Origin of the sequence: Streptomyces sp. NPDC051636, from assembly GCF_044453765.1 — a bacterium.
Lineage (GTDB): Bacteria > Actinomycetota > Actinomycetes > Streptomycetales > Streptomycetaceae > Streptomyces.
In genome coordinates, this window is the sequence record NZ_JBITDA010000011.1 from 163848 (window position 1) to 185398 (window position 21551).

General features: G+C 71.1%; 20 protein-coding genes, 2 tRNA genes and 3 pseudogenes. 6 read left to right on the forward strand and 19 right to left on the reverse strand.

What is annotated here, in order from left to right; translation table 11 throughout:
* Positions 1-44 precede the first annotated feature (44 nt).
* The 7 genes and pseudogenes from pdxT to pgsA form a co-directional block, all read right to left on the reverse strand.
* The gene (gene pdxT / locus ACIBBH_RS21055; RefSeq protein WP_399406704.1) at positions 45-653 is read right to left on the reverse strand and encodes a pyridoxal 5'-phosphate synthase glutaminase subunit PdxT; all 609 of its coding nucleotides are present in this window, start codon (positions 651-653) and stop codon (positions 45-47) included.
* A 25-nt stretch (positions 654-678) separates the two neighbouring features.
* The gene (gene pdxS, locus ACIBBH_RS21060) at positions 679-1593 is read right to left on the reverse strand and encodes a pyridoxal 5'-phosphate synthase lyase subunit PdxS (RefSeq protein WP_399406854.1); all 915 of its coding nucleotides are present in this window, start codon (positions 1591-1593) and stop codon (positions 679-681) included.
* A 210-nt stretch (positions 1594-1803) separates the two neighbouring features.
* Positions 1804-2052 (reverse strand): annotated as a pseudogene (locus ACIBBH_RS21065) (DUF1330 domain-containing protein); the annotation flags it as partial.
* Between the two features lie 122 nt (positions 2053-2174).
* Positions 2175-2717, reverse strand: coding sequence for a hypothetical protein (locus ACIBBH_RS21070; RefSeq protein WP_399406706.1), 543 nt, complete (start codon positions 2715-2717; stop codon positions 2175-2177).
* Between the two features lie 193 nt (positions 2718-2910).
* The gene (locus ACIBBH_RS21075; protein WP_399406708.1) at positions 2911-4077 is read right to left on the reverse strand and encodes a glycosyltransferase family 4 protein; all 1167 of its coding nucleotides are present in this window, start codon (positions 4075-4077) and stop codon (positions 2911-2913) included.
* Entirely contained in the window at positions 4074-4982 is a 909-nt protein-coding gene (locus ACIBBH_RS21080; RefSeq protein ID WP_399406710.1) for a phosphatidylinositol mannoside acyltransferase, read from the reverse strand. Before ACIBBH_RS21080 ends, ACIBBH_RS21075 begins: the two co-directional genes overlap by 4 nt.
* Positions 4979-5722 (reverse strand): phosphatidylinositol phosphate synthase, encoded by a 744-nt coding sequence (gene pgsA, locus ACIBBH_RS21085; protein WP_399406856.1) that lies wholly within the window; start codon positions 5720-5722, stop codon positions 4979-4981. The genes ACIBBH_RS21080 and pgsA overlap by 4 nt, the downstream gene beginning before the upstream one ends.
* Before the next feature lie 229 nt (positions 5723-5951).
* Between pgsA and ACIBBH_RS21090 the strand changes: the two genes are divergently transcribed.
* Positions 5952-8150: an elongation factor G-like protein EF-G2 gene (locus ACIBBH_RS21090; protein ID WP_399406712.1), complete on the forward strand. Its 2199-nt coding sequence runs from the start codon at positions 5952-5954 to the stop codon at positions 8148-8150.
* A gap of 187 nt (positions 8151-8337) precedes the next feature.
* The gene (locus tag ACIBBH_RS21095) at positions 8338-9984 is read left to right on the forward strand and encodes a hypothetical protein (RefSeq protein WP_399406714.1); all 1647 of its coding nucleotides are present in this window, start codon (positions 8338-8340) and stop codon (positions 9982-9984) included.
* Between the two features lie 39 nt (positions 9985-10023).
* Here ACIBBH_RS21095 and ACIBBH_RS21100 read toward each other — a convergent pair whose 3' ends face one another.
* On the reverse strand, positions 10024-10584 hold the full coding sequence (locus tag ACIBBH_RS21100; protein WP_399406716.1) for an HIT family protein: 561 nt from the start codon (positions 10582-10584) through the stop codon (positions 10024-10026).
* Positions 10585-10651: 67 nt separating this feature from the next.
* Between ACIBBH_RS21100 and ACIBBH_RS21105 the strand changes: the two genes are divergently transcribed.
* Positions 10652-11314 carry a potassium channel family protein gene (locus tag ACIBBH_RS21105; protein ID WP_399406718.1) on the forward strand — a complete coding sequence of 221 codons (663 nt, stop codon included), beginning with the start codon at positions 10652-10654 and terminating at the stop codon, positions 11312-11314.
* A gap of 31 nt (positions 11315-11345) precedes the next feature.
* Here the strand turns inward: ACIBBH_RS21105 and thrS are convergent, their stop codons facing one another.
* From thrS to ACIBBH_RS21120, 3 genes are all read right to left on the reverse strand, one after another.
* Positions 11346-13322, reverse strand: coding sequence for a threonine--tRNA ligase (gene thrS / locus ACIBBH_RS21110; protein ID WP_399406720.1), 1977 nt, complete (start codon positions 13320-13322; stop codon positions 11346-11348).
* 94 nt (positions 13323-13416) lie between these two features.
* Entirely contained in the window at positions 13417-14652 is a 1236-nt protein-coding gene (locus ACIBBH_RS21115) for a hypothetical protein (RefSeq protein ID WP_399406722.1), read from the reverse strand.
* Entirely contained in the window at positions 14649-15215 is a 567-nt protein-coding gene (locus ACIBBH_RS21120; protein WP_399406724.1) for a DUF4365 domain-containing protein, read from the reverse strand. The genes ACIBBH_RS21115 and ACIBBH_RS21120 overlap by 4 nt, the downstream gene beginning before the upstream one ends.
* A gap of 168 nt (positions 15216-15383) precedes the next feature.
* Here ACIBBH_RS21120 and ACIBBH_RS21125 point away from each other — a divergent pair, with 168 nt between their 5' ends.
* Positions 15384-16112 (forward strand): 3'-5' exonuclease, encoded by a 729-nt coding sequence (locus ACIBBH_RS21125; protein WP_399406726.1) that lies wholly within the window; start codon positions 15384-15386, stop codon positions 16110-16112.
* Positions 16113-16156: 44 nt separating this feature from the next.
* On the opposite strand, the gene ACIBBH_RS21130 is transcribed toward ACIBBH_RS21125, so the two are convergent.
* The 6 genes and pseudogenes from ACIBBH_RS21130 to ACIBBH_RS21155 form a co-directional block, all read right to left on the reverse strand.
* Positions 16157-16228: transfer RNA gene (locus ACIBBH_RS21130), tRNA-Val, on the reverse strand.
* Between the two features lie 39 nt (positions 16229-16267).
* Entirely contained in the window at positions 16268-16714 is a 447-nt protein-coding gene (locus ACIBBH_RS21135) for an SRPBCC family protein (protein WP_399406728.1), read from the reverse strand.
* Between the two features lie 136 nt (positions 16715-16850).
* Positions 16851-17259, reverse strand: a pseudogene (locus ACIBBH_RS21140) (Tat pathway signal sequence domain protein); the annotation flags it as partial.
* Positions 17245-17997, reverse strand: a pseudogene (locus ACIBBH_RS21145) (ABC transporter substrate-binding protein); the annotation flags it as partial. The pseudogenes ACIBBH_RS21145 and ACIBBH_RS21140, both read right to left, overlap by 15 nt.
* Before the next feature lie 388 nt (positions 17998-18385).
* Positions 18386-18460 (reverse strand) — tRNA-Val (locus ACIBBH_RS21150).
* A gap of 58 nt (positions 18461-18518) precedes the next feature.
* Positions 18519-18989 carry a TIGR02611 family protein gene (locus ACIBBH_RS21155; protein WP_399406730.1) on the reverse strand — a complete coding sequence of 157 codons (471 nt, stop codon included), beginning with the start codon at positions 18987-18989 and terminating at the stop codon, positions 18519-18521.
* A gap of 191 nt (positions 18990-19180) precedes the next feature.
* Here ACIBBH_RS21155 and ACIBBH_RS21160 point away from each other — a divergent pair, with 191 nt between their 5' ends.
* Together ACIBBH_RS21160 and ACIBBH_RS21165 are read left to right on the forward strand one after the other, a co-directional pair.
* Positions 19181-19594 carry an SsgA family sporulation/cell division regulator gene (locus tag ACIBBH_RS21160; RefSeq protein WP_004002642.1) on the forward strand — a complete coding sequence of 138 codons (414 nt, stop codon included), beginning with the start codon at positions 19181-19183 and terminating at the stop codon, positions 19592-19594.
* 292 nt (positions 19595-19886) lie between these two features.
* Positions 19887-20444: a CGNR zinc finger domain-containing protein gene (locus tag ACIBBH_RS21165; RefSeq protein WP_399406732.1), complete on the forward strand. Its 558-nt coding sequence runs from the start codon at positions 19887-19889 to the stop codon at positions 20442-20444.
* A 78-nt stretch (positions 20445-20522) separates the two neighbouring features.
* Here the strand turns inward: ACIBBH_RS21165 and ACIBBH_RS21170 are convergent, their stop codons facing one another.
* Positions 20523-20675: a hypothetical protein gene (locus ACIBBH_RS21170; RefSeq protein ID WP_399406734.1), complete on the reverse strand. Its 153-nt coding sequence runs from the start codon at positions 20673-20675 to the stop codon at positions 20523-20525.
* Between the two features lie 198 nt (positions 20676-20873).
* Positions 20874-21320: a hypothetical protein gene (locus ACIBBH_RS21175; protein ID WP_399406735.1), complete on the reverse strand. Its 447-nt coding sequence runs from the start codon at positions 21318-21320 to the stop codon at positions 20874-20876.
* Positions 21321-21551: the final 231 nt, after the last annotated feature.

The window sequence follows — 21551 nt, forward strand, 5'->3', positions numbered from 1 at the left end:
CTGTCTCCTTCGCGTAACCCGTCTACGTACGAACCCCAGAGATCCTACAAGGACTCCGGTGCCCGGTACGCGCGCACCATGTCGACGAAGAGCCCGTGCACGCGGTGGTCGCCCGTCAGTTCCGGGTGGAACGACGTGGCCAGCGCGTTGCCCTGGCGGACGGCGACGATGTGGCCGTCGTGCTCGGCGAGCACCTCGGCCCGGGCACCGACGGACTCGACCCAGGGGGCGCGGATGAAGACGCCCTCCACGGGGTCGCCGTCGACGTCCTTGACGTCGACCGCCGCCTCGAAGGACTCGTTCTGCCGTCCGAAGGCGTTGCGGCGCACGATCATGTCGATGCCGCCGATGGTCTCCTGGCCCGAGCGTGGGTCGAGGATCTTGTCGGCGAGCATGATCATGCCCGCGCAGGTGCCGTAGACGGGCATGCCGTCCCGCACGCGCGCGCGGAGGGGTTCCATCACGCCGAAGAGGACGGCCAGCTTGGAGATGGTCGTGGATTCGCCGCCGGGGAGGACGAGGCCGTCGACCTCGGCGAGCTCTTCGGGGCGCCGCACCGGCCTGGCCACGGCGTCGGCCGCGGCCAGGGCGATGAGGTGCTCCCGTACGTCGCCCTGGAGGGCCAGGACGCCTATGACGGGTGCGTCAGTCATGTATGTGCAGTCCTAGGGAGGTGACTTACCAGCCGCGGTTGGCGTAGCGCTCGGCCTCGGGGAGGGTGTCGCAGTTGATGCCGACCATGGCCTCGCCGAGGTTGCGGGACGCGTCCGCGATGATCTTCGGGTCGTCGTAGAAGGTGGTGGCCTTGACGATGGCGGCGGCGCGCTTGGCCGGGTCGCCGGACTTGAAGATGCCCGAGCCGACGAAGACGCCCTCGGCGCCGAGCTGGCGCATCAGCGCCGCGTCGGCCGGGGTGGCCACGCCACCGGCGGAGAACAGCACGACCGGGAGCTTGCCGAGCTCGGCGACCTCCTTGACCAGCTCGTAGGGGGCGCGCAGCTCCTTGGCGGCGGCGTACAGCTCGTGGTTGTCGTAGCCGCGCAGCCTGGCGATCTCGTTCTTGATCTGGCGCAGGTGACGGACGGCCTCGACGACGTTGCCGGTGCCGGCCTCGCCCTTGGACCGGATCATCGCGGCGCCCTCGGCGATGCGGCGCAGGGCCTCGCCCAGGTTGGTGGCACCGCAGACGAAGGGGGTGGTGAACGCCCACTTGTCGGAGTGGTTGACCTCGTCGGCCGGGGTGAGGACCTCGGACTCGTCGATGTAGTCGACGCCGAGGGACTGCAGGACCTGGGCCTCGACGAAGTGGCCGATGCGGGACTTGGCCATGACCGGGATCGAGACGGCGTCGATGATGCCCTCGATCATGTCCGGGTCGGACATGCGGGCCACGCCGCCGTCCTTGCGGATGTCGGCCGGGACCCGCTCCAGGGCCATGACGGCGACGGCGCCCGCGTCCTCGGCGATCTTCGCCTGCTCCGGCGTGACGACGTCCATGATCACACCGCCCTTGAGCTGCTCGGCCATGCCGCGCTTCACGCGCGCGGTGCCGGTCTCGGGGGTCTGGGCGGGGGTGGGGATCGTGGTGGACACGGAGTGACCTCGCTGAGTGAAAGAGGAGTTCTTCACCATCGAGGAAACGCGAACGGACCAGGCCACAGCAAGGGCCAATGACAAGCCGGTGGATTCTTTTCGAACGCGTCGCCGGGCCACGCCGGCCCAAGACCGCTCCCCCGCGTACACCTCCGCCCGGAGTTTCGCCGCGCGCCCGCGCGGGTCGTATCCCGGGCCGACGCCCTCGACCAGCACGACGTCCCCGTCGATGTGGTCGGTCCGCAGCCGCAAGGTCCCCTGACGGGCGGGCGAGGCGTACCAGGCGCGGGCCTCGGCCGGCCCGGGAAACTCGATCAGCACCATGCTGCCCTGCCAGGTGCCCTCGACCGCCTCGGCCGACGGGCCGTGGACGACGAAGCGGCCGCGGAAGGGGTCGAGGGTGGCCCGGATGCGTTCCAGGTACTCCAGGATGTCGGGGTGGTGGCGACGGTCACGCAGGTGCGCGAAGCCACAGGCGGCCCGTCCGGCTCCTTACTCCGTTCCGGTACGACGGCCCGAACCTAGCCCCGCATGCCCGCGGACCGCAATCACCTGCGAGGTGAGCACCGTCCGGGGGAGCGTCAGGCGGCCCGGTTCACCAGAGCCGCCGGCGGCTCGTCGTCCATCTCGAAGGCCATCGGGAACGGCGCGTGTCCGGCCAGCCGGAACCACCGGACCTTGCGGTGTTCCCGCAGCCTGCGGGCCGCGCCCACCGCGTCGTTGTGGAAGCGGCGTGCCATGGGCACCCTGCGCACCGCCTCGGCCAGTTCACGCGCCGCCTCCTCGCCGCCGGGCGCCTCCCGGACCGCGTCCACCTGCTGGGCCTCGGCGAACACGGCCCGCAGCGCCTGGCTCAGCTCGCTCTCGGCGACCTCCCGCTGCTCCTCCTCGGCCTGCCGGGCGGCGTGCGCGGCCTCGTACAGCACGATCGAGGCGGCCGGATCGAGCACTCCGGAGGTGGCCAGTTCCTGGGTCACGGAGGCCCGCCGCAGCAACTGCGCGTCGAGCGCGGCCCGCGCGGCGTCGATGCGCGCGTGCAGCCGGTCCAGCCGCCCCGCCGTCCAGCTCAGGTACAGGCCGGTCGCGGCGAGCGCGACGAGGATCCAGATGAGGGTTGCGGTCACGGGCGGCAAGGCTACCGGGGCGCTCCGCCGGGTCAGCCGGGTGTCGTGCGCCGCGTTGGCGCGGCCGTGCCTGGGAGCTGCCGCCCCCGGACCCCCGCTTCGGCCTGAACGGCCTCGTCCGCGAACGCCGGACGGGCCGGATGACGCCGGGCAGGGCCGAGAACGTCCCCGGCCTCAATCCCGCGCCCCGGGCTCAGCCCCGCGCCGCCAGCCCCAACCGTGCCCGCAGCCCTGTCGCCCGCTCGTCGGCCGCCACCGCCGCCGCCCCGTCCGTCACCGTCTCGTACACGGACAGGATGTCGGCGCCCACGGTCGACCAGTCGAAGCGCCGCACGTGCACGCTGCCCCGCTCCCGCAGCTCCGCCCGGCGTGCCGGGTCGGCGAGCAGCCGTACCGCCGCCTCGGCGAGGGCGTCGGCGTCCTCGTTGGCGAACAGCTCGCCCGCGGCCCCCTGGTCGAGGACCTGGGCGAAGGCGTCAAGGTCGGAGGCGAGGACGGGTGCGCCCGCCGACATGGCCTCGACGAGGATGATGCCGAAGCTCTCGCCGCCGGTGTTGGGCGCGACGTACAGGTCGATGCTGCGCAGGAAGCGGGCCTTGTCCTCGTCGCTGACCATGCCGAGGAACTCCACGCGTGAGCGCAGTTCGGCGGGAAGTGTCTCCACCGCCTCCTCCTCATCGCCCCGGCCGGCCACCAGCAGCCTGGTCCGCGGGCGCGCGGCGAGGATCTTCGGCAGGGCCTTCATCAGCACCGGCAGGCCCTTGCGGGGCTCGTCGATGCGCCCGATGAAGCCGATCGTGTCGCCCTGCCACGTCGGGTTGGGCTCGGCCCTGGCGAAGAAGTCCACGTCGACGCCGTTGGGGATCACCACCGCGTCCCCGCCGAGGTGCTCGACGAGCGTGCGGCGCGCGTACTCGCTCACGGCGATCCGCGCGCTGATCTTCTCCAGCGCGGCCTGCAGGATCGCGTACGCGGCGATCATCGCGCGCGAGCGCGGGTTGGAGGTGTGGAAGGTGGCCACGATCGGACCCGACGCCGCCCAGCAGGTGAGCAGGCCCAGCGACGGCGACGTGGGCTCGTGGATGTGGATCACGTCGAACGCGCCGTCGTGCAGCCAGCGCCGCACCCGGGCCGCCGAGAGGAACCCGAAGTTCAGCCGGGCCACCGAGCCGTTGTACGGCACGGGGACGGCGCGGCCGGCCGAGACGACGTACGGCGGCAGCGGGGTGTCGTCGTCGGCGGGGGCGAGGACGGACACCTCGTGGCCGAGCCGGATGAAGTACTCGGCCAGGTCGCGGATGTGGAACTGGACGCCGCCCGGCACGTCCCAGGAGTACGGGCAGACGATGCCGATTCTCACGGCGACCCCTTGGCGGGGTCCAGATCAGCGAGCCACAGCCGCTGCAGCATGTGCCAGTCCTCCGGATGGTCGGCGATCCCCGAGGCGAAGGCGTCGGCCAGCGCCTGTGTCATGACAGACGTCTTCTCGGCCCGCGTACCTGCCTCGGGTACCTCGATCGGGGGATGGACACGGCCCCGCATGATCGGCGAGTCGTCGTACCAGAGCGTGACGGGCAGCAGGAGTGCCCCGGTCTGCTGGGCGAGCAGGGCCGGACCGGCGGGCATCCGCGCCGCCTCGCCGAAGAACCGCACCTGAACGCCGGAGGCGGACAGGTCCCGGTCGGCGACCAGGCAGACCAGGCCGCCGTCCCGCAGCCGCCGGGCCAGCGTGCCGAACGCGGAGCCGTCGCTGTGCGGCAGCACCTCCATGCCGAGGCCCTCGCGGTAGGCGACGAACCGGTCGTACAGCGTCTCCGGTTTCAGGCGCTCGGCGACCGTCGTGAACGGTGTTTCCAGCTTGGTGGTGACCCAGGCCCCGGCCAGGTCCCAGTTGGCCAGGTGGGGCAGCGCGAGGACGACCCCCTTGCCGGCGGCGAGGCCGTCGGTCAGGTAGTGCAGGTCCTTGGCGACGAAGCCCGCCTTGACCCGCTCGGCGCTCCAGGCGGGGAGCCGGAAGGACTCCATCCAGTAGCGCAGGTACGAGCGCATGCCCGCCCGCGACAGCTCGGCCAGGCGCTCCGGGCTCGCGTCGGGCACCACGCGCGCGTAGTTGCTCTCCAGCCGCTGCACGCCCTTGCCGCGCTGCTTCCAGGCGAGGTCGGCGATGGTCCGGCCGAGCCGCACGGCGACCGGCTCGGGGAGCTTCTTGACGGTGCTCCAGCCCAGCCCGTACAGCGCGTCGGTCAGCCGCTCACCGGCGCTCACTGCGCCGCCTCGCTCCCCTGCGAGGCGTTCTCGCTGTCCGGCCCGTCCGCCGCCGCTTCCGCCTCCGCGGACTCCCGGCGGACCGTGACGACCCGCTGGATCAGCGTGACGAGGCTGCCGACGGCGACGATCCACAGGGCGACCGGCAGCAGGTACTGGATGCCCGGCACGCCGAACTTGTGCAGCCCCGCGAACCCTGCCGCGACCAGCGAGACCACCAGCCGCTCGGCGCGCTCGACGAGCCCGTTGACGGCGACCGGCAGCCCGATCGACTCGCCGCGGGCCTTGGTGTACGACACCACCTGGCCGCTGGCCAGGCAGAAGATCGAGACGGCGCACAGCACGTTGTCGTTGCCGTGGCCCGCGTACCACAGGGCGAAACCGCCGAAGATCGCGCCGTCGGCGACCCGGTCCAGCGTGGAGTCCAGGAAGGCGCCCCAGCGGCTGGAGCGGCCCAGCTGGCGGGCCATGTTGCCGTCGACCAGGTCGGAGAAGACGAACAGCGTGATCACGACGGTGCCCCAGAAGAACTCGCCCCGGGGGTAGAAGACCAGCGCGCCCGCGACCACTCCGGCGGTGCCGAGGAGCGTGACCGTGTCGGGGCTGACGCCCCGCCGGATGAGAAACGCGGCGAACGGTGTGAGGACACGCGTGAAGAATGCACGCGCGTACTTGTTCAGCATGGCCTTCCCGACGGTCGGTGTCGCCGCGCGGCCCCTGCTGGCCACCGGCTGGCCCATCGTAGCCACGCGTGCGTGCCGACGACCGCCGGGCACCCGCACCCGGTGACCGGATCGGGTGGATGGCCCGCGGCCGCTCCCCGGTGATGCGATCGGCGTCCCTCGTATGGACGCAACGTGACGGGAGTGGAAAGCTCGAAGGACCGCGGGCGTCGCCGGAGCCGCCAGTGCAGTGCGGTGCCGCGTGTCCGCGCCCACAGTGACCTCACCGTGCACGGGAGGCAGGATCATGGGCGACAAGGCGCACACACACCCTGGGGCCGCCGGCAGGGCTACGGCGGCCGACCACCCCGCGTCCGTACGGAATGTGGTGCTGGTCGGCCACTCCGGATCGGGCAAGACGACTTTGGTGGAGGCTCTCGCGCTGACCGCGGGAGCGGTGAACCGGGCGGGCCGCGTGGAGGACGGCGGCACCGTCTCCGACTACGACGAGATCGAGCACCGGCAGCAACGCTCGGTACAGCTCTCCCTCGTGCCCGTCGAATGGGACGGGTTCAAGATCAACCTCCTCGACACCCCCGGATACGCCGACTTCGTCGGGGAGCTCAGGGCCGGTCTGCGCGCGGCGGACGCGGCCCTCTTCGTCGTCTCGGCCTCGGACGGAGTGGACGGCTCGACCCGGATGGTGTGGGAGGAGTGCGCGGCCGTCGGCATGCCACGCGCCATCGTCATCACCCATCTGGAGGCGGCCCGCGCGGACTTCGAGGAGATGACCCGGGTCTGCGCGGAGGCCTTCGGCGCCGACGACCCAGACGCCGTACTCCCGCTGTACCTGCCCCTGCACGGCCCCCAGGCCCCCGACGGGCACGCGCCCGTGACCGGTCTGACCGGGCTGCTGTCGCAGAAGCTGTTCGACTACTCCACCGGGGAGCGCAAGGAGTCCGAGCCGGGCGAGGACCAGCTGCCGCGGATCGAGGAGGCCCGCAACCGGCTCATCGAGGGGATCATCTCCGAGAGCGAGGACGAGACCCTCATGGACCGCTACCTCGGCGGCGAGCAGGTCGACGTCAAGACCCTGATCGACGACCTCGAGCGGGCCGTCGCCCGCGGGGCCTTCTTCCCCGTCCTGGCCGCCGCCCCCGCGGCCGAGGGCGCCAGACAGGGCATCGGCACGGTCGAACTCCTCGAACTGATCACCGGCGGCTTCCCGACCCCGCTGGAGCGCGAGCAGCCCCGGGTCACCACGCCCGACGGCAAGCCGCGCGAACTGAAGCCGTGCGACCCGGCCGGGCCGCTGGTCGCCGAGGTCGTCAAGACCTCCTCCGACCCGTACGTCGGCCGGATCTCCCTGGTCCGCGTCTTCTCCGGCACCCTGCGCCCCGACGAGACGGTGCACGTCTCCGGGCACGGGCTCGCCGACCGCGGGCACGAGGACCACGACGTCGATGAGCGCCTCGGCGCCCTGTCCACGCCGTTCGGCAAACAGCAGCGCCCGGTGACGCACGCCGTCGCGGGCGACCTCGCGTGCGTGGCCAAGCTGAGCCGCGCCGAGACCGGCGACACGCTGTCCGCCAAGGACGACCCGCTGCTGATGGAGCCGTGGGAGATGCCCGACCCGCTGCTGCCGCTCGCCATCCAGGCGCACAGCAAGGCGGACGAGGACAAGCTCAGCCAGGGCCTGTCCCGGCTGGTCGCCGAGGACCCGACCATGCGGCTCGAACAGAACCAGGACACCCACCAGGTCGTGCTGTGGTGCCTGGGCGAGGCCCACGCGGACGTGGCCCTGGAGCGGCTGCGCAACCGGTACGGCGTCCAGGTCGACGTCGTCCCGCACAAGGTCTCCCTGCGGGAGACGTTCGCCACCAAGGCCGCCGGACGCGGGCGGCACGTGAAGCAGTCCGGCGGGCACGGGCAGTTCGCCATCTGCGAGATCGAGGTGGAGCCGCTGCCCGGCGGCTCGGGCATCGAGTTCGTGGACAAGGTGGTCGGAGGTGCCGTGCCGCGGCAGTTCATCCCGTCGGTCGAGAAGGGCGTACGCGCCCAGGCCGCCAAGGGAGTCGCCGCCGGCCACCCGCTCATCGACGTCCGGGTCACGCTGCTGGACGGCAAGGCGCACTCGGTGGACTCCTCCGACGCCGCCTTCCAGACGGCGGGCGCGCTCGCCCTGCGGGAGGCCGCCGCCGACGCGAGGATCCACCTGCTGGAACCGGTCGCCGAGGTGACCGTGCTGGTCGGCGACGACTACGTGGGCGCCGTGATGAGCGACCTGTCCGGGCGCCGCGGCCGGGTACTCGGCACCGAACAGGTGGGCACGGGACGCACCCTCGTACGGGCCGAGGTACCGGAGATCGAGATCGGCCGGTACGCGGTCGATCTGCGGTCCCTCTCGCACGGCACCGCCCGCTTCAGCCGGGCGTACGCCCGGCACGAACCGATGCCGCCGCAGGTCGCCGAACGCATCCGCGAGGAGACCAAGGACGCCTCCTAGACGGCCGTCACCTCACCCGTCGGCGGGCGGCTTCGGCCGTCCGCCGACGAATGTCGGTGCCTGCCGATACGCTGATGGGGTGATCAACATGTGGGTACCTGCCCACCAGGTGTCCTGATCAACAGGTGTGCGGAGCAAGGAAGTCGGGAAGGCCGCAGGAGCGGGTCCGCGGCGATCGGGGGCGGGAATGTCGGTGGGAACGGAGTGGGACGGGCCACAGGTGCCCATCTCGGGGGACGAGAGCCAGGCGGCCACCTTCGCCCTGGCCTCGGCCGCCTACCGGGACAGCCCGGTCGAGGAGATCCTCAAGGCCAACAGCGAGTGGCACGAGTCGACCGTCAAGGACGGCATGTTCTCCCTGTTCAGGCCGAACCTCGGCGAGGCCTTCTCGCGGGCCGTGGCCGACCGCATGCTCGCCTCCGGCCGCGCCGCGCTCATCCAGTCCTTCGGGACCGATCCCCAGGTCGTCGTCGAGCACTGCCTCGCGGCCAACGCGATCCGCCGCGAGCGCGACAACAGGCTGACCGCCGTCATGGTCCTGTGCGGCCTGCTCTTCCTGCCCGGACTGCTGGTCTGGCTGCTCGTCTTCCAGATCCGCTCCACCATCGCCAAGCTCAACAACAAACGGGCCGGCGCCCTCGGCACCACCCTGCTCGTCGCCGTGGGCGCGCTCGTCGCGCTCTTCCTGGTCCGCATGCCGTTCCACGGGTTCTGGGCCTGGTACGGACGGGCGGCGGCGGTGGCCCCGGTACTGGGCTGGTTCTGGGCCAAGCACATCTGCGAGCGCACCGCCCATGACCTGCGCGCACGGTGGGACGGCCTGCTCGCCGGCAGCAGCGTCGGCGCGAAGATCCCCGAGTCGGTCCCCAGCAGCCCCGCCCAGACCGCCGCCGAGCAGCTGCGCCAGTCGCTCGCCAAGCTCAGCGCCGAGCAGCAGTCCAACTCGGTCTTCTACGCCGGGCCCAAGGGCATACTCGGCATGGGCACCCGCTGGGGTGCCTGGCAGCTGGCCGAGGACCTGGTCCCGGCCGACCCCACCCGGGAGATCCACCCCTTCCGCAGCTGGGACGTCATACGCGCCATCCACGACCAGCTGCGGATGCTGGAGCGCGGCCCGCTGAACACCGGCGGCTTCCCCAAGCCCTCGATACGGCACTGGATCGTCACGCCGATCGGCGAGAACGCCAAGGCGGTCTCCCGGCCGGAGGGCACCGACGTCGAGGCGTACCAGGTCAAGTCGCACGCCATACAGGACATCTGCAACAAGCAGCAGTTCGGCAGCGGCGACCGGCACTACCTCGGGGTGCAGTGGACGCTGTGGGACGGCCAGCTGATCATCACCATGCTGATCACCGTGACCGTGCTCCACGAGACGCTGCGCATCGAGGTGACCGGGCATGCGCTGGGACCGGTCCACTCGCTGTTCACCTCGAAGCCGGAGGCGCCGACGAAGGCGGTCCCCCGCTCCCTCAAGCCCTGGGAGTCCCGCACGATCAAGCTGCCGCTGGTCGGCACCGACGAGGTGGTACGACTCACCGCGCGTGCCCCGCTGACCTGGTATCCGCCGGCGCTGAACTGGCTCGGCGGCACGCTGGTGCTGCCCGAGCCGTTCGGCCTGCGGCACGTGTGGGCGGACCAGCCGTGGCGGCACCGGTTCATGGCCGACGACGCGCTGCGCGCCGCCACGCCGGTACTGCGGGTCGTGCACTCGGCGGCGATCCGGGTGCTCCGGGAGAACGGCGTGGACGTGGAGAAGTTCGGGGCGCGGTCGGCGTTCCTGAGCGGACAGGTGCAGGACCCGACGCCGAAGAAGGCGGACCTGTACGACGCGTAGGCGTGGGGGCCGCGGCCCCCGACCCGCCTCAGCCGGAACTCACACCGCCGGCCAGGCCTCCGCCAGCATCTTCCGCGTGTCCGCCAGCAGCTGGGGCAGCACCTTCGTGTGGCCGACCACCGGCATGAAGTTCGTGTCGCCGCCCCAGCGCGGCACGATGTGCTGGTGGAGGTGGGCGGCGATACCGGCGCCCGCGACGGTGCCCTGGTTCATGCCGATGTTGAAGCCGTGGGCGCCGGAGGCGGTGCGCAGGGCCGTCATCGCCTGCTTGGTCAGCTCGGCCAGCTCGGCGGTCTCCGGACCGGTGAGGTCGGTGTAGTCGGCGACGTGCCGGTACGGCACGGTCATCAGGTGGCCGCCGTTGTACGGGTAGAGGTTGAGCACCGCGTACACGTGCTCACCGCGCCGGACGACCAGCCCGTCCTCATCGGACTTGGCCGGGATCGAGCAGAAGGGGCAGCCGTCGTCGGCCCCCGGGCCGCTCGGCTTGTTCTCGCCCTGGATGTAGGCCATCCGGTGGGGCGTCCACAGGCGCTGGAACGCGTCCTGCGTCCCCACTCCGATCTGCTGCTCCGGCTCACTCGTCATGCAAGGCAGCATATGGCTTCGCCCGTTCGCGGCGTGTCGCCGGGGCTCGGGCAAAACGGTCCCGGGCGAAGCTGGGCCCATGGACGACGACAGCCGTACGGCCCGCTGGGAGCGGCGGGTGGGCATCCCGCTCGGCATGGCGTCCCTGCTCTATCTCGGCTCGTACGCGGTGTGGGTCCTCGGCGAGGGCCTGCCCGAGCCCGTGCACGATCTGTGTCTGGCGGTGATGGGCGGCTGCTGGGCGTCGTTCGCCGTCGACTACGTGGTCCGCTGGGGCCTGAGCGGCGAGGGGCCGCGCTTCGTCCACCGGCACTGGCTGGACACGGTGGTCGTGCTGCTGCCCCTGCTGCGGCCGGTGCGCGTCGCGCGGGTCTACGAGTCCCTGCAGCGGCGCCGCCAGGGGGAGCCCCGGATGTCCCTGCAGGGACGGGTGATGCTGTACGCGGGACTGTCTGCGGTGCTGCTCGGCTTCGCCGCCGCGCTCTCGGTGTACCGCTTCGAGCGGGCGGATCCCCAGACGACGGTCCGCACGTTCGGCGACGCGCTGTGGTGGGCGGTGTCCACCCTGTCGACCACGGGCTACGGCGACGTCGCCCCCGTGACGCTGCCGGGGCGGCTGGTCGCCGTGGTCCTGATGGGCTGCGGCCTGGCTCTGCTGGGCGCGGTGGCGGGGTCGTTCTCCTCGTGGCTGATGGAGCGGTTCGCGCGGGACGGGGACGGCGGAGGGCCCCCGGCGAGGTGAGATCCCCGGGGGCCCTCCCGTCACATGCGGGTCAGACCTGCGTCCGCTCCTCCACGACCTTCACGATCTTCGCGATGGCCTCGTCGAACGGGATGCCGTTCTCCTGCGAGCCGTCGCGGTAGCGGAAGGACACGGATCCGCCCGACATGTCCTCGTCCCCCGCGATGACCATGAAGGGCACCTTCTGCTTCTGGGCGTTGCGGATCTTCTTCTGCATGCGGTCGGAGGAGGAGTCCACCTCCACCCGCAGGCCCTTCTTCTTAGCGGCGGCGGCGAACTTCTCCAGGTACTCCACGTGCGCGTCGCCGATCGGGATGCCGACCGCCTGGACGGGGGCGAGCCACGCCGGGAAGGCACCCGCGTAGTGCTCGAGCAGCACGGCGAAGAACCGCTCGATCGAGCCGAAGAGGGCGCGGTGGATCATCACCGGGCGCTGCTTGGAGCCGTCCGGACCCGTGTACTCCAGGTCGAACCGCTCCGGCAGGTTGAAGTCCAGCTGGATGGTCGACATCTGCCAGGTACGGCCGATCGCGTCCTTGGTCTGGACGGAGATCTTCGGGCCGTAGAAGGCGGCGCCACCCGGGTCGGGCACGAGCGGCAGCCCCTGCTTCTCGGCGACCTGGCGGAGGGTCTCCGTGGCCTCCTCCCAGACCTCGTCGGAGCCGACGAACTTCTCCGGGTCCTTGGTGGACAGCTCGAGGTAGAAGTCCGTCAGACCGTAGTCCCGCAGCAGGCCCAGCACGAAGGTGAGCGTCTTGTCCAGTTCCTCGGACATCTGCTCACGGGTGCAGTAGATGTGCGCGTCGTCCTGGGTGAAGCCGCGCGCCCGGGTCAGGCCGTGCACGACGCCCGACTTCTCGTACCGGTACACGGTCCCGAACTCGAAGAGCCGCAGCGGCAGTTCACGATAAGAACGCCCGCGCGCGTCGAAGATCAGGTTGTGCATCGGGCAGTTCATGGGCTTGAGGTAGTAGTCCACTCCCTCGTCGAGCTGCATGGGCGGGTACATGCCCTCGGCGTACCAGTCCAGGTGCCCGGACGTCTCGAAGAGCTTCCCCTTCGTCGCGTGCGGGGTGTAGACGAACTCGTAGCCCTCCTCCTCGTGGCGGCGCCGCGAGTAGTCCTCCATCACGCGGCGGACGATGCCGCCCTTGGGGTGGAAGACGGCGAGGCCGGAGCCGATCTGCTCCGGGATCGAGAAGAGGTCCAGCTCGGTGCCCAGCTTGCGGTGGTCGCGCTTCTCGGCCTCGGCGAGGAAGTCGAGGTACGCCTTCAGCTCGTCCTTGGACGGCCAGGCGGTGCCGTAGATGCGCTGGAGCATCGGGTTCTTCTCGCTGCCCCGCCAGTAGGCGGCGGCATTGCGCATCAGCTTGAACGCCGGGATCAGCCGGGTGGAGGGCAGGTGCGGACCCCGGCAGAGGTCCTTCCAGCACAGCTCGCCGGTCTTGGCGTCCAGGTTGTCGTAGATCGTCAGCTCGCCGGCGCCGACCTCGACGTCCGCGCCGTCGTCGGAGGAGGCGGCGCCCTTGAGGCCGATCAGCTCCAGCTTGTACGGCTCGTCCGCCAGTTCCTCGCGGGCGGCCTCGTCGGTGACCACGCGGCGCGAGAAGCGCTGGCCGCGCTTCTGGATCTCCTGCATCTTCTTCTCGATGGCCTTGAGATCCTCGGGCGTGAACGGCTTCTCGACCTCGAAGTCGTAGTAGAAGCCGTCCTTGACGGGCGGGCCGATGCCCAGCTTGGCCTCGGGGAAGAGCTCCTGCACGGCCTGCGCCATGACGTGCGCGGTGGAGTGGCGCAGGATGTTCAGGCCGTCCTCGGAGGAGATCCCGACGCCCTCGACACTCTCGCCGTCCCGGACCTCGTAGGCGAGGTCCTTCAGCTCGCCCCCGACCCGCGCGGCGATGATCGATCGCTCGCCGGCGAAGAGGTCGGCGGCCGTAGTGCCCGTCGTCACCACGCGTTCTTCCCGCTCGGAATCGCGTTGGATGATCACACGGACGTCTGACACCGGTCTCTCCTGACTGAAGGTGGGGTGCGGCGCCATACCAGGAGCGCGCGCATTACGCGATCGTACCGACCCCGGACGGCCGACCGCGAAACGGTCACCCTCGGTCCTCGCCTCCGCACGCCTCCTCGAAGAAGTCGAGGTTCTGCTGGAGAGACTTCAGCAGCCGGTCCCGCTCCCCGTCGTCCACCCGCACGGGTACGACCCCGCAGGCGCCGGTGAGCCTGCGGAAACCGCCCCGGCTCTCCAGCCGCCCGTCCACCCGCACCGGCAGGCCGACGAGGTGAGCGTGCCCGGCGATCCGGTAGTCCTCCTCGTCCAGGGTGACGCGGACGTGCGGCACCTCGGCGCCGGCGATCACCCGCAGGCGTACGGTGCCCTCGCCGCGCGGCCCCGCCCTGCGCATCCGGACCACCGCCCCGGTGATCCGGACCGGCATCGAGGGTTCCTCGCGCAGATAGCGGGCCCCGGCCTCGCGCAGGGCGGCCAGGTCGCCGGGCGAGAACTCCACGGGTTCGGCGCAGGCCGCGCAGCCTTCGGGGACCCCGGCGGCCGGCGCCCACCGGACAACGATCCGGGCGCCCTCCGTCCCTCGCACGAGCGTGATCAGCGCCTCGGTCAGCTCGCGGCTGACGCCCGCCTCGACAGCGCCGTCGAAGGCGTCCATGCCGCCGGTGGCCCGCTGGTGGTCGACGGCCTCGCGGGCCGCGCGGAGGGCCTGGTGGAGACGTACGGCCACGGGGCGTCCGGTGCCGACGGGGACGAAGGCGGTGAGGGTGCGGCCCCCGGTGGCCGGGCCGACGAGGACGTTCTCCAGCATCGCCGCGGCCGACCGCCGGTGCCGGGAGCCGTGATAGCCGGCACGCGTGCGTGTGGCGAGCGCGGCGGCGAGGAGGGTCTGGCGGGCGGCGGTGCGCAGTCGCTCCTCGACGGTCCAGGGGGCGGCGCCCACGGGGCCGCCCGGCACGTCCCGCCACCAGTGGATCTCGTCGCTGGGGACGGCGAGGGAGACGAGTACCTCGCGGGCGGCGGGCGTGCCGCTGCGGGCGAGGGCGAGGAGGGCCTCGCCGAGCAGGTCGTCGCTGTCGGGGAAGGCGCGGCTCTCGGGCACGAGCAGGCTGGTGCCGTTGCCGCCCGGCCCCGGCGGGGTCCAGCGGCCGTAGCGGCCGGCGGCGCCGCCGCGGCGCTGCCAGCCGTGCCGGTGCAGCAGGGCGCTGAGGACGGCGGGGTCGACGTCGGCGGGCTCGAGGGGACGGTTCCAGGAGGCATCAGCAGCGCCGTCGGGGTGCGGCCTGACCTCGCGCAGGGGCTCGTCGAGGGGGCGGTGCGTCACGGTCTGCCTCCCGTCCCGACCCGCGTCATGATCTCGCACAGCGCCCGGTCGTCGAAGATGCGCGAGGTCGGTATCCGCACGGTGGTCCGGTGCCGGCCGGTGATCGGGTGGCCGGCGAGGTTGACCCAGTAGCAGCAGTGCCTGAGGTCGAGCCGGTCGTGGCCGGCGCGCAGCCACTGGTCCTGTGACCGGGGGACGATCATCACGACCAGGATCTTGTGCACCAGGACGGGCGTGCGGGCGAGTTTGCGCAGGTGGTCGTTGTCGAGCGTGAAGGAGAAGAAGCGTCCCGGGGGGCTGGGCGCGATCTGGTAGGTGCATTTCAGCTGCACCTTGATGGTCACCTCGTCGTCGACGGTGTGCCCGGCCGCGCTGTGGCTGACGTGCCAGTCGATGCCGTTGTCCGGGAAGGGCTGGGACAGCGAGCAGCCGGCCGCCGCGGCGACCGCGTGCAGATAGCCGACCTGCAGTGTCTCCATGCAGGCGGTGGTGGCGAGAGTGCCGCGAAGGGGGCCCGCGCGTTCGGGCAGCAGCCCGCCCCGCTCGGGCTGGGCTATCGCCATGGCCAACAGCCTTCCAAGCCAGGAGTTTCCCCGCTGCGGGCCGCTGAACTGCAAAGACCCGTACTCCTGTTGTGTCCTTCCGGCGTACGGCGCAAACAGCCCGGGTATCACCAAACAGGCAGAAGACGGTGCGTCAGCTGCCGTGGGTGAACAAGGAGTTGTGGTCGCATGACGTGCTGGTACGAGGGGCCTCTGGCCGCCTTCGACACGGAGACGACGGGCGTGGACGTCGAGACCGACCGGATCGTGTCGGCCGCCGTCGTCGTCCAGGACGCCCCGGGCACCCGGCCCCGGGTGACCCGCTGGCTGGTGAACCCGGGGGTGCCGGTGCCGGAGGCGGCGACGGCGGTGCACGGGCTGACGGAGGAGCACCTGCAGCACAACGGCCGCTGGCCGGCGCCGGTGATGTACGAGATAGCCGAGCAGCTGGCGGAACACGCGGCGCTGGGCCGTCCGCTGGTGGTGATGAACGCGCCGTTCGATCTCACGCTGCTGGACCGGGAGTTGCGCCGGCACCGGGCGTCCTCGCTGGACCGCTGGTTCGAGGCGTCACCGCTGCGGGTGCTCGATCCCCGGGTCCTGGACAAGCACCTCGACCGTTACCGCAAGGGCCGCCGCACCCTGACGGACCTGTGCGCGCACTACGGGGTGACGCTGGACGGCGCGCACGACGCGGGGGCGGACGCACTGGCCGCGCTGGAGGTCGTACGGGCCCTGGGGCGCCGTTTCACGACCCGGCTGGAGCGTCTGACCCCCACCGAGCTGCACACTCTCCAGGTCGGCTGGCACGCGGCGCAGGCGCGCGGCCTGCAGGCGTGGTTCGCGCGCAGCGGCTCGGAGGAAGTGGTCAGCACGTACTGGCCGCTGCGGCCGCCGGAGCTGTCGGCAGCGGCCTGAACGCACAAGAGCCGGTCCGCGTGCACGGACCGGCTCTTTCCCGGTGGGCGATACTGGGTTCGAACCAGTGACCTCTTCGGTGTGAACGAAGCGCTCTCCCACTGAGCTAATCGCCCGGGAACGCACTGAACAATACAGGTCCCGGCAGGCTTCCTTCAAACCGCTTCCAGGTGGCGGAGCAGTCCGCGCCGCCCGGCCCGCATCATCAGCCGGTGGTTGGCGCGGAACACGGGCCGTCCCGGCAGGGCCAGCCGTCTGAGCAGCGGCTTGTTCACGTCGACGACCTGGTCGTAGCGGGCCAGGGACCCGGAGCCGTGCGGGGTGACCGTCCAGCGCGCCCGGCCGTCGATGTCGCCGGACAGGGCGACCTCGAGCACTCCGGCCGCCGGGTCGCGGCGGGTCTCGCGCGCGGTGAAGGTCATGTCGTACGGCAGGACGGAGCGGATGGTGATGACGCCGGTGGTGTCGTCGAGCCGGGTCACCGCGCTTACCTGGGGCCACCAGCGGGGGTAGTCCTCGGCGCGTTCCAGGGCGTCGTACACGACGGGGGACGGCGCGGGCAGGGGCCACAGGCTGAGGAAACGGTAGTGGGTCCAGTCCATGGGCAGAGTCTGCCCGGGCACGCGCGTACCGGGATCTGAGTACGCGTACTCATGTCGTACGCCGTGACGCGTTCCACACTCGGCGGTGCGAGCGCCGCCGCCCGTGCGACGGCGCTCCCCCATCTCTCCCAGGAGGCAGAGCCAGGTTCTCGATGGCCGCGAGGCCGTAGAGCGCGGTGTCGTTGGTGGACACCCAGGGTGGCCGGGCCGCTCAGCTGCTCCGTCTTCCACGGGGGGCACTCGGTGTAGCCGTCGGAGCTGTAGAACTTCGTCCAGACGCGCTGGGCGAGCGTCTCGTCACCGGTCTGGACGGCGGGGTACGCGTCGAGGCGCGAGTGGCCCTGGAAGAGCAGCAGGGAGCCGAAGTCCGAGCCGTAACGGGCCTTCTGCTCGGCCTTGGTGGCGTTGAAGCAGTGGCGGTAGTCGAGGTAGGCCTCATTGAACTCCGGCAGGTCGACCGGGTGGATCAGCTCGGCGCACAGTTCGTTCAGGCCGAAGACGGCCGGCAGGTGGGAGACGGAGACCACCGGTGTGTGGGCAGAGGCACTCAGCATCAGGGAGGCGAGGTACTGCCCGGTGTGCATGCGGTCCGTCATGGTGATCGGCGCGAGGCCGTAGGCACTGTCGCCCTCCGCCGAGCAGCGGACCGTGAAGTTGTCCCAGGTGAACTGCGAGGCGCCATGGCCCGCGGAGAGCGAGGACTTGGGCATTTCCTGCTGGACGACCTCCGGGGAGGTGACGATGCCCGCCTTGACGCGGTTGTAGCCGTCCGTCCACCACTCGGTCGGATCGGCCTGGTCGAAGCCGAGTCCGTCCTTCGTCGTACATGGTGGCCGCCTGCGGCTCGACGCCGGCCTTCTGGAAGACCTTCTTGCCGATGACCAGCGCCGCCCTCGCCCACTCTGGTGACGCCCGCACGGAAGTGATCCAGGCTCAGATTACCGGCTGTATCCGGGACTTGAGGTCGAGCAGAACACCTCTCTTGTCGTACTTCCGAAGAAATCCGACAGCATTCTGGAAAACGTCCGGGGGATTTCCACCCGCAGCCTGGCTCTGGAACTTCTCCCAGAACGACTGATACGTCTGGAAGTCCGTCTTCACCTTGATCTTCGGGTACTTCTTCTCGAAGAGCGCGATGGACTGGTTGATCTTTTTCGTCCGCTCCTCGGCGCCTCACCACGAGAACGGATACTCACCGTCCCGTCCCCGGAACCACCGTCACTCCCGCACCCCCTGGTCGCGGCCGGCCCGAGCGGGGTGCGCAAGGCGGTGAAGGCTGAGATTCGACCGGCGGTGCGGACTTGGGCTGCCCCGGTCGACGTCACACCAGCCTCACCAGTCACACCCGGCAGGCAATTGGAGGACACGTGCCAGACCTAGAGGCAAAAGCCCAGGTGGGCACAGTCGGCCATGGCACAATCCCTCCACTTGCGCCACCGACCCCAAGCCCCGGCCCGCACCGCAGCCCACCCGAGGGAACACCCACCCGGGCCCCGCTTTTCCCGGGCCGCCCGCTCACTTCTCCTCCGTACTGGAGCGAGCCGAGTCAAGGGTCGGCCGCAGGCCGATCGCCGAAGGCGACGCGGGAGCGCCGCGCAGCGCGTGACGCCTGACAACGACCGAGGCCCACCTGCACGCTCGCAGATGGGCCGTCGATTCCGGGTGTCCGGATGGTGGGCGATACTGGGTTCGAACCAGTGACCTCTTCGGTGTGAACGAAGCGCTCTCCCACTGAGCTAATCGCCCGGACGCAGGGAGAACATTACCCCATGTCAGGGCTGCACCATGTCAGGGGCTGGTCGGTTCACTGGTTCTCGATCTTCCAGGGCATCACCAGACCGAACTTCCACAGGTAGATCCCGGCGAGAACCCCCACGACCACCACCCCGACCGAGGTCAGGATGATGTTCCGGCGGCGCACCCTGGGGTCGAGGGCCCGCTGGGCCGCCTCGGTGACCTTGCGCTTGGTCCAGCGGAGCACGAGCTGGGCCCAGACGAACTCGGTCGCCCAGATCGCCATGCCGCCGAAGATCACGACCCAGCCCGGCCCGGGCAGCGGCAGCATGACGATCCCGGCCGCCACGACCGCGAGGCCGATGACGAAGACGCCGACCTGCCAGCTCAGGTGGAGGTAGCGCCGGGCCTTGATGAACCCCGGCGCCCGCGATCCGAGTCCCCGCTCGTCCCGCGCCCCGTCCGCCTTCGGTTCCGCCTTGTCCGACGCCACGGCACCCTCGCCAGGCTCGCCACTCGGCTCGTTACTCCCCGTATTCATACGACGAAACCCTACCCGAGCGAAACCAATCACCGGAATGGACGTACCTCGCGGACAGGTCGTCGGCCGGAAGAGTTACATAAAGGCACGCAAAACACTCAGAGGGGTTTACAACGGCACCGTAGGTGGCATGTCGATTTCGCCGACGTGCGAATCCCCGAGCGCACACTGAGCGAAAGGCCCTGGCGCTTATGAACACCACGGTCAGCTGCGAGCTGCACCTGCGCCTCGTTGTGTCGAGCGAGTCCTCCCTGCCTGTCCCCGCAGGCCTGCGGTACGACACGGCCGACCCCTACGCCGTGCACGCCACCTTCCACACCGGAGCCGAGGAGACCGTCGAGTGGGTGTTCGCCCGCGACCTCCTCGCCGAGGGGCTTCACCGTCCCACCGGCACCGGCGACGTCCGCGTCTGGCCGTCCCGGAGCCATGGTCAGGGCGTCGTGTGCATCGCCCTGAGCTCCCCGGAGGGGGAGGCCCTGCTCGAGGCCCCTGCGCGGGCCCTGGAGTCCTTCCTGAAGCGGACGGACGCGGCCGTGCCGCCCGGCACGGAACACCGGCACTTCGATCTGGATCAGGAGCTCTCGCACATCCTGGCGGAAAGCTAGGCAGCGGGATCTCGAAGCCGGCCGACACCGTCCAACTCGGGGAGACGGTTCGGGCGGCTCTCGGGCCAGGACAACCGCATACGGCATGACCGACGCCGTCACCGTTCGTGTTCGCGGGGGCGGTGTCGGTGTTCGCCGGGTCCGCTGAGCGCCATCGGGAACCCCGGTCCCCACGCAGCCGTTCTACCGGCAGCCGACGGTGGGGCGGGGGCCCGGTGTGGTGGCCGCGGATGTCGCTACCATCGGCCAGCATCGGCGGGCGCCCGCCCGACCCCAGGCCAGGGAGCGAAACGTGCTGATCACCCACGACACCCGGTGTGCCCTCGACACCGTGGTGGATCTGGTGAACACCGTGCCGGAGGACGACGCGGCGGACGGGCTGCCGGACGTCGCGGCTCTCGAGGATTTCGTCCGGAACCACGAGATCAGCGATGTGGGGGTGCTCTCGGAGTTCGACCTGTCGGCGGTGCGCAAGGTCCGCGGACGGTTCGCGGGGATCTTCGCCGCCCCGGACCCCCGGACCGCCGCCGGGTTGATCAACGAGCTGGTCGCCGCCGCGGGCACGACGCCCCGGCTCACCGATCACGACGGCTACGACTGGCACGTGCACTACTTCGCTCCCGGCGCCTCCGTGGCCGACCACCTCGCCGCCGACTGCGGGATGGCGCTGGCGTTCTTCGTGGTGGCCGGGGAGCAGGAGCGCCTGCGGCGCTGCGAGGCGCCCGACTGCCGGCGGGCCTTCGTCGATCTCTCCCGCAACCGCTCACGCCGCTACTGCGACAGCCGCACCTGCGGAAACCGACTGCACGTGGCCGCCTACCGGGCCAGGCGGAAAGAGGCGGCGGGCTGAGCGCCCAGCCAGTGCTGTGCCCGACGCCGCCGCCGACGCCGCCCCCGGCGGGTGACACCGGGGACGGGCGTGTACGGCTCACAGCCACAGCAGATCGTGCAGCGCAGCCATGAGGAGCAGACACCCGATCACCGCAAGGAAGATCATCAGCGGTGGCTGGGAAAGGGCGAAGAGGCACCCGCGCGGCTCGTCCTTCGGCGGCGCGGCCTCGCTCTGTGGCGTGTCCAGCATCTCGCGGTGATGATGACCCAGCGGGCACCCGCTCCGCGATCAACACGCGCGGAATGAATGGCAGTTCGCCGAAATCCTTGATGTCGGGTTCGGTTCCGGCCGAGCAATGATCATTTTCGGACACGCCGGAGACGGTCTCTGTTCCCCCAGGGGGCCCGCTCAGGGAGGTCAGCTCAGGGGCGTCAGCTCAGAGCGACGTCATATGCCGTGCTTCTTGAGGATGGCCTCGACGTCGCTGAAGTCGTCCGCGGAGTCGGTGGCACGGGGCGCGGTCGCGGGACGGGGCGCGGGACGGGTCCCGGGGCCCAGGGAGGGCGCCGAGGCTGTCGGAGCCACCGCCTCGCGCCCGGCTGCGGCCCTCGCCGCCTTCCGCTCCGCCCGGCTCCCCCCGCGCCGGCGCTCCACGGCCCGGGTCGTCGCGAAGAGGGCCCAGGCCGCGCCCAGCACCCCGAAGCCGGCCCATGCCGTCGGACTGAACGCCGTGTCGGCCAGCCAGCCGACGACGCCGGTCATCACCAGGCCCACCGGCACCAGCGAGTACGCGGCGATGCGGGCGGCGGCCAGGAAGCGCCTGCGGTAGGCGGTGACCACCGCGATGCCCAGGCCGGCCGCGGACACGGCGGAACAGACGGTCTCGGCAATCATCCGATCCTCCTGGCGGCTCGGTCGGGAAGGGCGCGGCAGGGCGTGTCTCGCGTGCCCCCGCCGTGGCAGTGGCGGGTCACGGCACACCGCGACACCGCGTCCACTCCATCGTGCACCTCCCCGTACCCGCGAGGCCATGCCCCGGCCCGACATCAGGGACATCTCCGGGTCCCCTCCTCCCCAGGTGCCGGTCGCGCCGTACGGTCCCGATTGGGCCGGTGGAGCCCGGCC